Source organism: Pseudoalteromonas sp. DY56-GL79 (assembly GCF_041414765.1).
GTDB classification, from domain to species: Bacteria; Pseudomonadota; Gammaproteobacteria; order Enterobacterales; family Alteromonadaceae; genus Pseudoalteromonas; species Pseudoalteromonas piscicida.
This window is the reverse complement of sequence record NZ_JANHZS010000038.1, coordinates 1-15,537: the sequence shown is the minus strand read 5'-3', so window position 1 is coordinate 15,537 and position 15,537 is coordinate 1. Positions and strand designations below refer to the sequence as shown.

At 42.8% G+C, this 15,537-nt stretch carries 17 protein-coding genes; 15 read left to right on the top strand and 2 right to left on the bottom strand.

The window, feature by feature from the left end; genetic code table 11:
• Positions 1-2 precede the first annotated feature (2 nt).
• The gene (locus tag NO992_RS21960) at positions 3-836 is read left to right on the top strand and encodes a Dam family site-specific DNA-(adenine-N6)-methyltransferase (RefSeq protein ID WP_010368897.1); all 834 of its coding nucleotides are present in this window, start codon (positions 3-5) and stop codon (positions 834-836) included.
• A gap of 18 nt (positions 837-854) precedes the next feature.
• Here NO992_RS21960 and NO992_RS21955 read toward each other — a convergent pair whose 3' ends face one another.
• Positions 855-1,049 (bottom strand): DUF2970 domain-containing protein, encoded by a 195-nt coding sequence (locus NO992_RS21955; RefSeq protein WP_010368896.1) that lies wholly within the window; start codon positions 1,047-1,049, stop codon positions 855-857.
• Between the two features lie 38 nt (positions 1,050-1,087).
• Complete coding sequence (locus NO992_RS21950) at positions 1,088-1,390, bottom strand: hypothetical protein (protein ID WP_010368894.1); 303 nt, start codon at positions 1,388-1,390, stop codon at positions 1,088-1,090.
• Between the two features lie 137 nt (positions 1,391-1,527).
• On the opposite strand from NO992_RS21950, the gene rpe reads away from it, so the two are divergent.
• The 14 genes from rpe to NO992_RS21880 all read left to right on the top strand — a co-directional run bounded on the left by rpe (position 1,528) and on the right by NO992_RS21880 (position 15,370).
• Positions 1,528-2,199, top strand: coding sequence for a ribulose-phosphate 3-epimerase (gene rpe, locus NO992_RS21945; protein WP_010368892.1), 672 nt, complete (start codon positions 1,528-1,530; stop codon positions 2,197-2,199).
• Complete coding sequence (locus NO992_RS21940; RefSeq protein WP_371380470.1) at positions 2,199-2,864, top strand: HAD-IA family hydrolase; 666 nt, start codon at positions 2,199-2,201, stop codon at positions 2,862-2,864. The genes rpe and NO992_RS21940 overlap by 1 nt, the downstream gene beginning before the upstream one ends.
• Before the next feature lie 25 nt (positions 2,865-2,889).
• Positions 2,890-3,894, top strand: coding sequence for a tryptophan--tRNA ligase (trpS, locus tag NO992_RS21935; RefSeq protein WP_010368888.1), 1,005 nt, complete (start codon positions 2,890-2,892; stop codon positions 3,892-3,894).
• Between the two features lie 185 nt (positions 3,895-4,079).
• Positions 4,080-4,661 carry an aminodeoxychorismate/anthranilate synthase component II gene (locus NO992_RS21930; RefSeq protein ID WP_371380468.1) on the top strand — a complete coding sequence of 194 codons (582 nt, stop codon included), beginning with the start codon at positions 4,080-4,082 and terminating at the stop codon, positions 4,659-4,661.
• Positions 4,662-4,874: 213 nt separating this feature from the next.
• Positions 4,875-6,050: an HDOD domain-containing protein gene (locus tag NO992_RS21925; RefSeq protein ID WP_010368884.1), complete on the top strand. Its 1,176-nt coding sequence runs from the start codon at positions 4,875-4,877 to the stop codon at positions 6,048-6,050.
• A gap of 357 nt (positions 6,051-6,407) precedes the next feature.
• Positions 6,408-7,619 (top strand): aspartate aminotransferase family protein, encoded by a 1,212-nt coding sequence (locus tag NO992_RS21920; protein WP_371380466.1) that lies wholly within the window; start codon positions 6,408-6,410, stop codon positions 7,617-7,619.
• A 67-nt stretch (positions 7,620-7,686) separates the two neighbouring features.
• Positions 7,687-8,700, top strand: coding sequence for an arginine N-succinyltransferase (gene astA, locus NO992_RS21915; RefSeq protein WP_010368879.1), 1,014 nt, complete (start codon positions 7,687-7,689; stop codon positions 8,698-8,700).
• A 15-nt stretch (positions 8,701-8,715) separates the two neighbouring features.
• Positions 8,716-10,188: a succinylglutamate-semialdehyde dehydrogenase gene (astD, locus tag NO992_RS21910; RefSeq protein ID WP_017217246.1), complete on the top strand. Its 1,473-nt coding sequence runs from the start codon at positions 8,716-8,718 to the stop codon at positions 10,186-10,188.
• 152 nt (positions 10,189-10,340) lie between these two features.
• Positions 10,341-10,676, top strand: a complete 336-nt coding sequence (locus NO992_RS21905) for a DUF3802 family protein (RefSeq protein ID WP_026000926.1) — start codon at positions 10,341-10,343, stop codon at positions 10,674-10,676.
• Positions 10,677-10,779: 103 nt separating this feature from the next.
• Positions 10,780-11,193 (top strand): OsmC family protein, encoded by a 414-nt coding sequence (locus NO992_RS21900; protein ID WP_010607074.1) that lies wholly within the window; start codon positions 10,780-10,782, stop codon positions 11,191-11,193.
• 85 nt (positions 11,194-11,278) lie between these two features.
• Positions 11,279-12,088 (top strand): adenosylmethionine decarboxylase, encoded by an 810-nt coding sequence (gene speD, locus NO992_RS21895; RefSeq protein WP_010607075.1) that lies wholly within the window; start codon positions 11,279-11,281, stop codon positions 12,086-12,088.
• Between the two features lie 244 nt (positions 12,089-12,332).
• Entirely contained in the window at positions 12,333-12,530 is a 198-nt protein-coding gene (locus tag NO992_RS21890) for a hypothetical protein (protein ID WP_371380463.1), read from the top strand.
• Between the two features lie 100 nt (positions 12,531-12,630).
• The gene (locus NO992_RS21885) at positions 12,631-14,676 is read left to right on the top strand and encodes a hypothetical protein (RefSeq protein WP_371380461.1); all 2,046 of its coding nucleotides are present in this window, start codon (positions 12,631-12,633) and stop codon (positions 14,674-14,676) included.
• Positions 14,677-14,686: 10 nt separating this feature from the next.
• On the top strand, positions 14,687-15,370 hold the full coding sequence (locus NO992_RS21880; protein ID WP_371380459.1) for an AHH domain-containing protein: 684 nt from the start codon (positions 14,687-14,689) through the stop codon (positions 15,368-15,370).
• Positions 15,371-15,537 lie beyond the last annotated feature (167 nt).

The following is a 15,537-nucleotide window of genomic DNA, read 5'->3' as shown; positions in this document are numbered from 1 at the left end:
GCATGCAACAAAAGACTAGAGCCTTCTTAAAATGGGCAGGCGGAAAATACAGCTTAGTAGAAGATATTTCTAAGCGCCTACAAGCAGCAAGTAATGAAGCCGACACGCTAGTAGAACCTTTTGTTGGAGCGGGATCTGTGTTCCTTAACACTCAGTTTAAGCATTATGTCTTAAATGACATTAACGCTGATCTTATCAACCTGTATAAAGAGTTGAAGCGTATTCCTGATGAATTTATCAGTGATGCTAAAAGGCTATTCGTCGAGTTAAATAACCACCCAGATGCTTATTACGCGTATCGACAACAGTTTAACGAAAGCATTGATGTGTATGAGCGTGCGATTCTATTTCTATATATGAATCGCCATGGCTACAATGGTTTATGTCGTTATAACCTCAAAGGGATCTTTAACGTCCCTTTTGGTAAATACAAAAAGCCTTACTTTCCAGAGCGCGAGTTATATGTGTTTGCTGAAAAGGCTCAACAGGCTACTTTTACCTGTCAAAGTTACAGCCAAGTATTTGAAACCATGCCAAAGAATGCGGTAGTGTATTGCGATCCTCCGTATGTACCTTTGAGCAAAACTGCGTCATTTACTAGCTATGCAAAAGGTGGGTTTAACTTAGACGATCAAGCACAGCTGGCGAATCTTGCGGAAACCGCGGCTTTTGAAAAGCAAACGCCAGTGTTAATCTCCAATCACGATACAGTGTGGACTCGAAAGATTTATAATCAAGCGAAGCTAGATGTGATCAAGGTGAAACGTACAATTAGCCCTAAAGGTAATGGGCGGAATAAAGTTGACGAACTAATGGCGTTATATCACCGTCCGTAATTTGCGCGGCATAAAGGACTAAGCCAAAACCACACCATTTACAAACCAAATTAAGCCAATGACAAAGGCGGCGACAAAAACGATGCCCGCAAAAGCAAACGGCCAAAAATGCTTTTTGTTAAAGTCATATGCTTGTTTTTGACCACTCTGCACACCAAACATTGCTGCACAGACACTTTGAACTAACGCGAATTTACTATTGGAAGAAGCCATAGTGTTTACCTCTTACCAGTTGATTGGCTCAACTGGTATTAGTAAGGAGATGAAACTTTACTACTGCTTTGATTGTCTTTAGAGCCAAGTAATAGCTCAAGCAAATCCAAATAATGGAATTGGCCACTCGAACTACCGCCAGTCAACCACGCAGCCCAACTGGTGTGCGCTTCTTGCTGACATTCCACTGCATTTATTCGACTGCTCAAATTGCCAGTGCTACAAGTACATGCGGAGTAATTTGCGGCAAGACTTTCATCATTGTCGAAAGAAAATACCCCTGCCGACACGGCTAATACCGTCCCAAGCAGAGCAATCCGTGCTTTATATCTAGAAACCATAACCCTATCCCCAGAAGTTAGATATCACATAATGATACACAATGTTCGTTTATTGCACAATCATAAAGCGCCTTAAATCGCAGACATTTTGGGCAATTTACGGTACAGTATCGCGGTCTTACGTTTAGGGGAAAAGTATGTCTGATTTTTTAATTGCACCATCCATTCTATCCGCAGATTTTGCGAGGTTAGGCGAAGATGTTGAAAAGGTACTGACAGCAGGTGCCGACGTGGTTCATTTCGATGTAATGGATAATCACTATGTGCCAAATTTAACTTTTGGTCCAATGATTTGTGACGCATTAAGAAATTACGGAATTACCGCTCCTATCGACGTACACTTGATGATAAAGCCTGTAGATAGTCTAATTCCCGAGTTTGCTAAAGCCGGGGCGAGCATTATTACATTTCACCCAGAGGCCAGTGAGCATATAGACAGAAGTCTTGCGCTGATTAAAGAGTCAGGTTGTAAAGCTGGCTTGGTATTTAATCCGGGCACGCCGCTGCATTATCTCGATCATGTGATGGATAAAATTGATCAAATCCTCTTGATGTCGGTAAATCCGGGCTTTGGTGGCCAAAGTTTTATCCCACATACACTTGAGAAATTAAAAGAAGCGAGAGCACGCATTGATGCTTCCGGTCGCGATATTCGTCTTGAAGTGGATGGGGGGATTAAAGTAGACAACATTGCTGAAGTCGCAGCTGCCGGTGCAGACATGTTTGTTGCGGGTTCCGCTATCTTTAATCAACCCGATTACAAAGCGGTAATAGACGCCATGCGTCAAGAATTAGCAAAGGTAAAATAATGCGTTTTGAGGGTATTTTATTTGACCTCGATGGCACGTTAGTTGATAGCGTCGAGGATATGTATATGGCGCTCAATTTAACGCTGTCTGAGCTTGCTCACCCGATTGTTAGTCATGCTCTGGTGCGAGAATGGGTAGGTAACGGCATCGATATGTTAGTAAAAAGAGGTCTAAGCGGTAGCCATGAAGTTAGCGAAGACTTATCCGAAAGTTTAGCGCACACCGCCATTGAGCGTTTTAAAGTGCATTATGATGAATTAGTTGGTCAGTATGCAGGTTTATATCCGCATGTTGAGGCGGGGTTATCTGCATTTGCCACAGTGCCAAAAGCCATCGTGACCAATAAAAATCGTGCATTTACGCTAAAGTTGCTAGATAAATTAAATCTCACATCGCATTTTGATTGTATCGTCTGTGGTGATGACACTGACAAAAAGCCATCACCAGCTCCGCTATTGCTGGCTGCCGAGCGTCTTGGAATACCAGCGGATAAGTTAATCATGGTTGGGGATTCTAAAAGCGATATTTTGGCCGCTCAGGGCGCTAAGATACCTGTGATTGCGCTAAATTATGGGTATAATCAGGGATTCGATTTGAAAGAGTTCAATCCACAGTACCTTTGTGATGGATTCTTAGATATTATTCCCATTATCAATCAACGTTAATTCAATGAAGAAATAAAGGAACGACATGAGTAAACCTGTAGTATTAAGTGGTATTCAGCCAACCGGTGGTATGACAATAGGCAATTACGTAGGTGCCATTAACCAGTGGCTTAAACTACAAAACGATCATGATTGTTACTTTATGTTGGTTGACTTGCATGCCATTACGGTTCGCCAAGAGCCACAGCAACTACGCGATCGCGTATTAGATGGTGTAGCACTATATACCGCTTGCGGCATCGACCCAGATAAATCGTCACTATTTGTTCAATCACAGGTTCCTGAGCATGCACAGCTAGGTTGGGTGCTGAACTGTTATGCACAAATGGGTGAACTAAACCGCATGACGCAGTTTAAAGATAAGTCAGCAAAGCACGCCAATAACGTAAACGTTGGCTTATTTGCCTATCCAGTATTGCAAGCAGCTGATATTTTATTGTATCAAGCGGATCAGGTACCGGTTGGTGAAGACCAAAAGCAGCACCTTGAGTTGACCCGCGATATCGCAACGCGTTTTAACAACTTGTATGGTGATGTCTTTAAGATCCCAGAACCTTATATTCCAGAGTTTGGCGCTCGTGTTATGAGCTTGCAAGATCCGAGCAAGAAGATGTCAAAATCAGACGAAAACCCAAATGGTTTTGTGATGTTGTTGGATGAGCCTAAGAAGATAGAGAAAAAGCTGAAAAAAGCGGTAACGGATTCAGATGAGCAAGCACGCATTTACTTTGATCGTGTTGAAAAACCTGGTGTATCCAACTTACTGACTCTACTTAGTGTTGCAACTAAACGCTCAATTGAAGAGTTAGTGCCAGAGTACGAAGACAAAATGTACGGTCATTTGAAGAAAGACACTGCCGATGCGGTAGTGAATATGCTTGAGCCTATTCAAGCGCGCTTTAAAGAAATCCGTGAAGATCAAACTCTGCTGGACGAGATCATGAAAAAAGGTGCGGAAAAAGCAAGTATTCGTGCCGAAAAAACACTGAAAGCTGTGTATGACGCCGTCGGTTTTATTCCTCGCGGTTAGTAAAACACAAAGAAAGACACCATTTAGGGTGTCTTTTTGTTTTACAAGGGCCTATCGCCCCTTGGCTTAAAGTAGATACGAGATATAAGAAAACCCTCCTGTTGAGTTCGTGATAAAATAGACTTATAACGAAGATCTTTACCCTAGTGGCGAATAGGCCGCTTGGTTCTTTTAGTGGTACCTACATGCTGTTGATGATTGATAACTATGATTCCTTTACCTACAACCTAGTGCAGTATTTTCAGCGCTTAGATGTGGACGTGTTGGTAAAGCGAAATGATGAAATCAGCGCCTCACAAATCAAACAGCTTAATCCTAAGTATGTCGTGCTATCTCCTGGTCCTTGCAGTCCTGATGAAGCGGGGATCTCGCTTGAAGTCGTAAAACGTCTACAGGGACAAATCCCTATTCTTGGCATTTGCCTTGGTCATCAAACTATTGCACAAGCTTTAGGTGGTAAAATCATTCGCGCAAAACAAGTGATGCATGGGAAAACGTCTCAAGTGCACCATAACAATATGGGTGTATTTCATGGTCTGCCATCACCATACGAAGTATGCCGCTATCACTCTTTGGTTGTTGAGCAAAGTAGCTTACCAAAGTCTCTAGCCGTAACGGCTTGGACACAGACGCAAGAGGGTGAACGTGATGAAATTATGGGACTCTTAGTATCCGATAGGGCACTTGAAGGAGTGCAATTTCACCCAGAAGCTATCCTCACTGAACACGGCTTAGCATTACTTGATAACTTTATAAAACGCTTCTAAAGTTTAAACAAAACCAACAGAGTTTCGCCTAGGTGTTATATATCCATATTCGCTGCGCTTTTGTTGGTTAGACTGGCTTTTGATACATAACTTTTTGATTCTATTGTGCGCAATATCAAATCATAATATTGCTTTTACTGGTATAATGTTAATCAGTAAGACGATTCTGTTGAGTGCTTAACTCAGTGTTTTTCCTTTAGATAAGTAGCATGCATGACGCAAGAAAATAAGCAAATTAGAATGGCACAAGCGCTATCCGAGCGTGCCCATGACCTTCTTATCAGCCTCAACTTTGCGCAGAAGCAAATAGGCTATATCCATACATTTGATATTAGCTACGGTGAGAATATCGCACAGCGCACTATGCTAGAGGTGGAAATTGCTGCGGCTGCAAAACGCCAAGAAAGCAGCACAAGTCATCACAAATACATTGCCAAAGCGAGTAAGCATCTACATTCCGTTATCGAAGAAGCTATCACAAAGCAACTGCATGACCTTGATAATATCTATCATGAAGTCATTGGCATTCAAGACTCCGTTCCTGCGATTTTAGATATTCTTGCTGTGCGCTCAGCTTCAGTTGGACGTTTAGAGCCTTTGGTCAATGACTTAAGTTGGCTGGGTCGCGAGCTGGTTTCGCTTGTCAACTTGCCACAGTATCGCAAAAAAAACAGTAAAGGCACGTCCATTAAGGTCGACACGCCAGCATTAGCATTAAGGTATTTAGGCCTTGAGAACTTGCAAATGGTGATCCCGACAATGGCGGTGAGACATTGGATGCCGCATGCAACAGAGCCGTTTACTCTGATGAAACGTAAATTACGCGAATTGAGTATGAGTACGGCCATTGCGGCAAAAGAGCTGGCACCATTTTTTGGGGTAAAAGAACAGCATGCGTTTACTTTAGGCATGTTGTTAGAGCTTGGAAAAGTGGCCTTGATCCGTCTTTATTTACGCACCTTCGAAAAGGTGTGGCAAGCCAAGGTGCAAATAGCACGAGACAAAAAGCAAAAAGATCTACACACCGCATTAATGGAGTTGTCTCCTGATCCGTTATTTTTACGTAATTTGTTGATTGAACATTCGGCAGAGATTTCACGTAAGTTAATTGAAAAAATGGAGTTACGTTATTTACCCTTTAATGCTGTCATGGAAGAGTATGCGCAAACTTATCTACCAAACTCGCATAAAAACATTGCCGACCCATTACCACTGACGCAAGTGATGCAAAAAGCCTATGGCTACGCACAACTGCTTGTTTTAAAAGATAGTCAGTTGATTGAAGACGATGAAGCTGAGATTTTGCTCAATCATTTAGAACTTACCGAGGAAATGCGTCAGCAATTGGCAAAATGTGCGTTCCATAACCTGCAGTTGACGATTTTGTAAAAAAAATTGAAATTTTTTTTGCGACTATTCATTCAAAACCTAATCTTAAATGATCTGTGCAAGGCTGCACGGCGCTTGCTTTGCCCTAAATATCTGCCCTAGATAGTTATTCACTTGAGTTGAGAATATATGTTAAACCCTTGAATACTAAGGGCTGAGAACGTGGTATAAGTGAGACAAATGGCGCTTTTTCTGGAATAATGAGCGTATGAATTTTGTGCCATCAAGGGGCGGGTCAAAATACATAGCACCGAATTGGTGTGAATAAATATCCTATCAAGTGGCGGCAACGCGCCGACCTCCAAAAGGAAATGACTTCTTGTTTGCACTTTCACTCACCAAATATGAGGAAATAAAATGACTATCAATCGTGAATTGTTTGACGACGTAATGGTACCTAACTACGCACCTTCAGCGGTAATTCCAGTGAAAGGTGAAGGTTCTCGAGTATGGGATCAGGAAGGTCGTGAGTACATCGACTTTGCTGGTGGTATCGCAGTTAACTGTCTAGGTCATTGTCACCCAGCTTTGGTGGGCGCGCTTAAAGAGCAAGGCGAGAAAATTTGGCATCTGTCTAACGTGATGACCAATGAGCCTGCACTACGTTTAGCGAAAAAGCTAACTGATGCGACGTTCGCAGAGAAAGTCTACTTTGCAAACTCAGGTGCAGAAGCGAACGAAGCGGCGCTTAAACTAGCACGTCGTTGGGCACTAGATAAGTTTGGTGCTGAAAAGTCGCAAATCATCTCTTTCAATAAAGGTTTCCACGGCCGTACTTTCTTCACTGTGACCGTAGGTGGTCAAGCTGCATACTCTGATGGTTTTGGTCCAAAGCCGGGCGACATTGTTCATACAGACTATAACGATTTAGCGGCATTTGAAGCGCTTATCTCAGACAACACTTGTGCCGTGATGATGGAGCCGCTACAAGGTGAAGGTGGCATCATTTCACCAACTGCTGAGTTTGTAAAAGGTGTTCGCGAGCTGTGTGACAAGCACAATGCGCTACTTATTTTTGATGAAGTGCAAACTGGTGTTGGTCGTACAGGTGATTTGTATGCATACCAAGGTTTAAACGTAACCCCTGATATTTTAACAACGGCTAAAGCGCTTGGCGGTGGTTTCCCTATCGGCGCGATGATCACAACAACAGAGATTGCTGCGCACCTAAAAGTAGGTACTCATGGTTCTACATACGGCGGTAACCCGCTGGCGTGTGCGGTTGCAGAAGCGGCATTTGACACAGTAAACACAACAGCTGTACTTGATGGCGTAAAAGCAAAAGAGCAGCTGTTCCGTGAGCTACTAAACGACATCAACGAAAAGTACAACGTATTCACCGAAGTACGTGGTAAAGGTCTATTGCTTGGTGGTGTAGTCACTGCAAAGTACGAAGGCAAAGCAAAAGAATTCTTGGTTGAAGGTATCAAGCAAGGCGTGATGTCACTGGTTGCAGGTGCAAACGTAGTGCGTTTCACTCCATCTCTTGTTATTCCAGAAGCTGACATCCGCGAAGGGATGGCACGTTTTGAAAAAGCCGTTGCTGCGGTAGTTGCTAACAACGCTTAATACTGGTTGCAAGGTCACCTTTTGGTGGCCTTGTTGTTATCCACATTTTTGAGGAGTAAGCGGGCTCATGATGATCCTTCGCCCAATCCAAGAAAGCGATTATCCAGCGCTTTTAAACATTGCTCACGAATCAGGTCATGGTTTTACCTCTTTGCCTGTAAACGAAGAGCTATTACAGAAGAAGATTGCACGCTCAGTTGCTTCCTTTGGCAAGCAAGCTGACAAGCCTTTTGATGAAGGCTATTTATTTGTATTAGAAGATACTGAAACAGGCGAGGTGGTTGGTACCAGCGGTATCGAAGCTGCGGTTGGTTTAGATGATGCGTTTTATCATTATCACCTAAGCAAAGTGATCCACTCTTCACGCACACTCGATGTTTATAAAGCAGTGGATATTTTAACGCTATGTAATGACTACACTGGCGCGACGGAATTATGCACTCTGTTTTTAAAAGATGGCTATCGCAAAGGTGCAAACGGCAAACTGCTGTCTCGCTCTCGCTTTATGTTTATCAATCAACATCGTGATCGTTTTGCTGAAACCGTTATCGCGGAAATGCGCGGTGTTTCTAACGAGCAAGGCGAAAGTCCGTTCTGGCAATGGCTTGAAGAGCACTTCTTCTCGATGGATTTCCCGACTGCGGATTATCTAACGGGGATTGGCCAAAAGGTCTTTATTGCTGAATTAATGCCTAAGTACCCAATCTACGTAAACCTGCTTAGTAAAGAAGCACAAGCGGTGATTGGTGAAGTTCACGACAATACGCGTCCTGCAATTGAGCTACTAAAAAGCGAAGGTTTCACATTTAATGGTTATGTTGATATCTTCGACGCAGGTCCAACGGTAGAAGCAAAAGTGGGGAATATCCGCACGGTTCGCAATAGTGAAACTCGTACTGTGAAAATAGGCGAAAGCAACGGTGGATTCCCTGTTATGGTCGCAAATGGTAAACTTGTTGATTATCGCGCGGCGGTAATCGAGTTAGCCCTGACTGATAGCAATGAAGTAACGCTTGCTCCACATGTTGCCGCGGCGCTAAAAGTTGAAGAAGGCGATCAAGTAAGCCTAGTAAAGATTTAAGATTGGGAACAGATTATGACAACACATGCAGCACAACTAATAAATGGTGAGTGGATTGCAGGACAAGGCGCAAGCTTTAGCTCTGTAAACCCAGCAAACAACGAGGTTATTTGGAGCGCAAACGCAGCTACTGCTGAGCAAGTTGATGGCGCAGTAAAAGCGGCTCGTGAAGCTTTTTATGCATGGAGCGACATGAGCTTTGAAGCGCGTCTAGAAATTGTTAAGCGTTTCGCTGAAGTACTAAAAGAAAATAGCGAAGAGCTGGCTATCGCAATTGCTAAAGAAACGGGTAAGCCACTTTGGGAAACTCGTACAGAAGCGGGTGCTATGGTAGGTAAAATCGCGATTTCTGAAAAAGCCTATCAAGAGCGTACAGGCGTTGTTGAAAATCCAATGCCAGTTGGCCGTGCCGTGATCCGTCACAAGGCACATGGTGTAGTTGCTGTATTTGGCCCATATAACTTCCCAGGTCACTTACCTAATGGCCACATCGTACCTGCGCTACTTGCTGGTAACACGGTTATCTTTAAGCCATCTGAACTAACGCCATATGTTGCTGAGCTAACGCTTAAATACTGGCAACAAGCGGGTCTTCCTGCTGGCGTGATTAACCTAGTTCAGGGTGAAGTTGAAACAGGTAAAGCACTTGCGTCACATGCGGGCATTGACGGCTTATTCTTTACAGGCTCATCTCGTACGGGTCACTTGCTACATGAGCAATATGCAGGTCAACCGGGTAAGATCCTAGCGCTTGAAATGGGTGGTAATAACCCACTTATCGTAAAAGACGTAGCGGATACCAAAGCGGCAGTACATGACATTATTCAATCTGCGTTTATCTCAAGTGGTCAACGTTGTACTTGTGCTCGTAAACTATTCCTTCCTGCTGGTGAACAAGGTGACACAATCCTTGAGCAACTGATCAAAGCAACTAAAGCGATTAAAGTGGGTAACTTTGACGATGCAGATCAACCGTTTATGGGTTCAATGATCTCAAATGCTGCCGCCGCTGGTATGGTAAAAGCACAGCAACAGCTTGTTGAGCTCGGTGGTGAGTCGCTTATCGAGCTGACACACACAGAAGGCACTGGCTTTGTGACGCCTGGGATCATCGAATGTACTAACATTGCAGACTTCCCTGATGAAGAGCACTTCGGTCCGCTGTTAAAAATATTCCGTTACACAGACTTTGACGCTGCTATCGAAAAAGCGAACGAGACAAGCTTTGGCTTATCAGCAGGTCTGCTTGGCGACAACGAAGCTGACTACGATCGTTTCTTACGTCGTATTCGCGCAGGTATCGTAAACTGGAACCGCCCAATCACTGGCGCTTCAAGTGCAGCTCCGTTTGGTGGTATCGGTGCATCAGGTAACCATCGTGCAAGTGCATACTACGCGGCAGATTACTGTGCATACCCAGTGGCTTCTGTGGAACTAGAAAAGGTAACTTTACCTTCTAGCTTGAGCCCAGGTTTATCTTTGGATTAAAATGCCAATATTGAGGTTTACTCAATAAAAATAGATAAGAAAAGCAGCTTCGGCTGCTTTTTTGTGTCTAGTTGACTACAAAAGTAGCAATCGAAAAAACTTTCTGCTTAAATCAATAGGAGATGTCTTTGATAGGTTCGGGTGAGCAAAGTATGGTTTTAGATAAACAAGGGTACGATGATTTAGTCATGTATTTGACGCAAAACTTAGCCTTGTTTGAGAAGTCTGGGACGGTTGAACCAGGGGCTCCAACAGTCATGGAATTAATCGAAGATGTGATCGCTGAAAACGTTATCCGTATATGCGAGCAGCACAAAGAGTTATCTACAGAGCAGCGCAGCATGATTGTGCGTGAGGTAGATGGCATTGTGTACGACTTACAAGAAGTGCTATCAAGTGTTGTTGATAGACGTGTCACCGTAGAACAAAAAGAATTTATCGAAGAATTCGCAGGTTTGGTCAAAAACCTGTTTGATTCTGCTGTATAGCTTGGCACAATCACTATCGACAGTGTAGAAAACACACTTAGAGGCAATTCTAGGTTTAAGATACACCGCCATTTGGCGGTGTTATGCTTTATAGAGGATAACTATGTTAGCTAGCGTAAAATGGGTTGAAGGAGATACCTTTATCGGTCGCTCTGCGTCGGGACATAATGTGGTATTTGATGCCGGTTCTGACAGTGCAGCGCCAAGTCCAATGGAGATGGTATTAATGTCAGCGGGATGTTGTTCGTCAGTCGATGTAGTCAGCATTCTACAAAAGGCGCGTCAGGATGTTACCGACGTGGAAGTAAAATTAACCGCAGAGCGCGCAGAAAGCGCACCTAGGGTTTTTACCAAGATCAATTTACACTTCGTGGTGAAAGGGCGTAATGTCTCTGAAAAACACCTAGAAAGAGCTGTAAGTTTATCCGCTGAAAAGTATTGTTCAGTGGCATTAATGCTTGAAAAAGCAGTAGAAATTACGCATAGCCATGAAGTGGTTGAAATTGACGAAAAATAACGCTTTTTCATAGCGCTATTTTCGTATAAAATCCGCGAACTTTTGTTTCTGCAGCGCAGATTTTTTGTATTAAGGTGGGTCTATCGTGAACAAGCCCTTTGATAAAATTAAACTCCATGGCTTTAACAACTTAACTAAGAGTTTAAGCTTTAGCATTTACGATATTTGCTACGCCAAGACCGAGCAGCAACGTAAAGAATATCTAGAATATATCGATGAGCAGTACAGTGCTGATCGTTTGACGGATATTCTAAAAGACGTAACGGATATCATCGGTGCAAACGTACTGAATATCGCACGTCAAGATTATGAACCACAAGGGGCGAGTGTGACGATATTAGTATCAGAAGAGCCTGTTGATCAACAGACTTTTGATAGTAATGAAGCACCAGGTCCACTTCCTGAGTCAGTGGTAGCACACTTAGATAAGAGTCACATCTGTGTTCATACTTATCCTGAAGCACACCCTGATGATGGCATTTGTACTTTTAGAGCTGATATCGAAGTTTCAACGTGTGGTATTATTTCGCCACTTAAAGCGCTTAACTTCTTAATTCACTCTTTAGAGTCAGATGTGGTGACGATTGACTATCGTGTTCGTGGATTTACTCGTGACGTTAATGGTGTTAAACACTATATCGACCACGCAATTCACTCGATCCAGAATTACATGACGGAAGATACTAAAGACGCATACCACATGGTAGACGTAAACGTGTATCAAGAGAACCTATTCCATACTAAGATGATGCTTAAGGAAACAGACCTAAATGCATATCTATTTGGAATTAGTACTGATGATTTAGACGCAGACGAAGAGGAAGAAATTCGTCTTAAGCTGAATCGTGAAATTCAGGAAGTGTTCTACGGTCGCAATTTACCAGAAACTGAATAATCAGCGGTAAATTAAGGTATTAAAAAAGGCGCGCAAGCGCCTTTTTTAATGTCTGAAATTTGTAAGATATTCAGCCTACATTTAAATTAAATGTGGACAATATTTGCTCGCAATAAATCGCGGCTTAAGTGCTTATTCGGTAGGCAATAGTGCAGGCTGAAACCAGCTGGAAGAAGACACTAATTATCCGAGGCTCAGATTAAATACTAACCTCTCATTTCATAACGCTATTAAAGGACTAAAAATGGCATTTGATGATCTCATCTCGCACTTAGGTGATAATCAGGAAAGCACCACGAATAGCACGGAGCATGACGCGCCAAGTGAAGTACAACTTCTTGCTGCAACAGCAATGTCCTCCATTCAAAGACGAAAGCTTCCTATTGAAATCATGCATGTGCTTCATGGTCGTATTTGGAGCATGACAAGCACCGCTTTTTAGATATCACTCTCAGGCTCAATTTTGGATACTTGCAAGCAAGCGCTGGCAGCGAGTAAATTACTCTAGCTTTAGTCACCACAGTGGTGAGAGATATGCCTTTGTGCCATATCAATCACTTGATGTAAAAGATAAACCGACAAGCTATGGGGGAGGAAATCGCAGTGCGCAAGATTTTAATAGCTTGGTGCAAGCAGATATGCCTCGAGGACTTAGCCAAGCTGAAATTAATCGCGCCTTACTTGGTGGCAGCAAAGCAATACAATCTGAAGTGGTACTCGAGCCAACAGTTTTTATTTCTAATCCAAATAACAATTCCAAAGTGGAACTAAAACGCTCCCAACAAGTTTATATGCGTTTTAGCGATCACATGTTTCGTGCTGGAGATACCATAGAGTCCGTCGCTAACCAATATGCGGGTAGGCCCGATCCTAAGCTGATTTATGGTTACAACGACCATGTCAATCGCAACAATCCCCCAAAGGCTGGTGACCGTTTACGGGTACCGAGTGGTTGGGATACTAAAGTGGGTGGCTCGGTAAGTAATGCCCGCGCGGTAAGGTTGCAGTGGCAAGGTCCAAGCAAGGGAAGCGCAGTGCTTGATGTACCAAAACTACCACCAGATCAATTACACTTTTGGGACACTCGACTTAAACTCGATCCCGGCGTTTATATTCTTACCGCGAGCGCAGGTTCAGCCAATCATAGTATTGACGTTGAAGTACTCGGTGTTAAGTCAAGTGCCGCATGGATAAAAGTGAGGGCGTATTACGATGATGAATGGCAGACCGCGCTTCCCCTTGAACAAGTCAATATTCATTTAGGTAATACACTTATCCACGGAAAACTTAAACTCAATTCAAGTGGTGATAAAAGCACAGATGCAAATGCACTTGAACGAGCAGAGTCAACGGCGAATGAGGCTGGAGTTGTGGTAAAAAGCGACTTACCACAAGAGGGGCAAGTCACTGTAGAAGTTGCTCGTAACGAAGCGCTAGAAGCGGAAATCAATAACCTCAAATCATCATTACAAATGCAGCTTGATGGTGCATATCGAGATACCGTATCGAATATGAGTGGATTTCAATCTGATTGGGACGAATATGGTTTTGCTGCAATTGCAATTAATGGCGCGCAAGGTGCGTATCAAGGTGGAAGTAAGTGGCTTGAAGACCAAGCAGATTTGTTCGAAGCACAAACATGGATTGACTTAGGAAAAACCATTAAGTCCGTCGCAGGTAGCGCATATGATACCACCGCAGATTATGCTAGCGAGCGCTTTGAGCAATTGCGACAAAGTGCCAATGAAATGTCCAATTGGATTGAAGAGGATGCCAGTGAAGACTTGCTCAGTTGGAACTGGTATCAAGCCAATACACAGCGAGCATTAGATGCAGCCGAACAGGCTTATCGCGATGTACATCATGATACTACTGAGTACCTTAACGACGCTGCAGACGCAATTAAAAATACAAGCCATTATGCAAGTGCGTTATACACGCATCGCCATGCAATTACCAACTTACTTGATGATATTGCGAAAGGAGAGGTCGCCAAAGTACAACAATTTGTTGATACCACTTTAGTTGATATTGACCCTGAATTAGCCGCTAGTATAAAAAACACTCCTGATTTCTATTTAGTGTTGGCGCTCATAGACGATCATGATAGTGCACTAACTTATGTTGCTTACGCTTCCCTCTTTATGGAAGCTGTGCCTCCTAACTTTTATGCATACATTGGCGGAAAAGGCGGCGCTTATGTCGCGATAGAGGTTTGTCTGTTACTAGCAACGTCATTACTTACATTAGGAGCGGGTACAGCCGCAAGAGTAACAGCACTTGCTGCCAAGTTATCAGCCAACGGTGCCAGAGCCGCAAGTACATCAGTAAAAGTTAAAAAAGCACAAGCGGCAATCAGCGCTTTTATCCGCACGCTTGAAGACTTTAACGACAGCACTACAACCTTAAAAAACTTAGGGAAAAAGCTTACAACCGCGCGTTCAAGTGGGTTGCTACTTAAAGGCAAAACCAACTCGACGCTAACTGCGAAAAAGCAAACAACAAAACGACAGACACGATGCCGCTTATGTGGCAAAACAGATCACACAACACCACGCAGTCTACGTGGCATCGTTCATTATGAATAAGGAGTGATTCATGAGTGAAGAAATTGAAGAACAAATTGAAGGGATGGTTGATAAGGACAAAAAGTATAGAAATAGATTAATCGCAAATATTAAACACAAGAAAGATCATCCATTCCATAATGGTATTCATATGGCGGCTCATCATCTGATTTCAAATAAAGGGGTACTGATCAGTGAGCTTGGTGATGTTTTAGTACATCGAGGCTATAACATTAACTTAGTTGAAAATTTAGTTTTTTTACCAAGTACATTGCAAGGTGCATGTCAATTACGGGTTCAATTACATAGATATAATCACACTTATGCTTTACCAAATCAAGCTGCTTATCATGTGCAAGTAGCTTCCGCTTTGGTGAAAGTTAGAACTAAAGTTTTAAAATGCGTGCCAAAAGTAACGGGTTCCAACAATGAAATACAAAGTATGCTTAACTCAATAAGTGAGGATATTTTACAAAAGGTAGCAGAATTCCGAATACCTCTAACTCCAATTTTTAATAATTTTAAGCCTTCTAGTAAAACTGGGTGTGCAAACAAAGTTGAAATAAGTGAGTGTAAAGGTGTTTTAGATAGATGTAATCAAGAAAGGAATCATAATGGTGAACTTGATTTTCTGAACCCAAAAGCAGAGTTCTATAAATCAGGGAAAATTATCGATTATAATAAATCTTATTATAAATTGAGAGTGGGGAGGTGAATATGAGTAGTCTTTATAATGATTCTTATTACATCCGAATTCAGATAATAAGTGCACCACTCATGGTTAATCGGTGAGGAGAGATCAACCGCCTGTTGGTGGTACTCTGTAATCGCCAAAAAACAAGAGTAGTTACCATGAGTTACAAGCAGTTGATCGAAGGACAA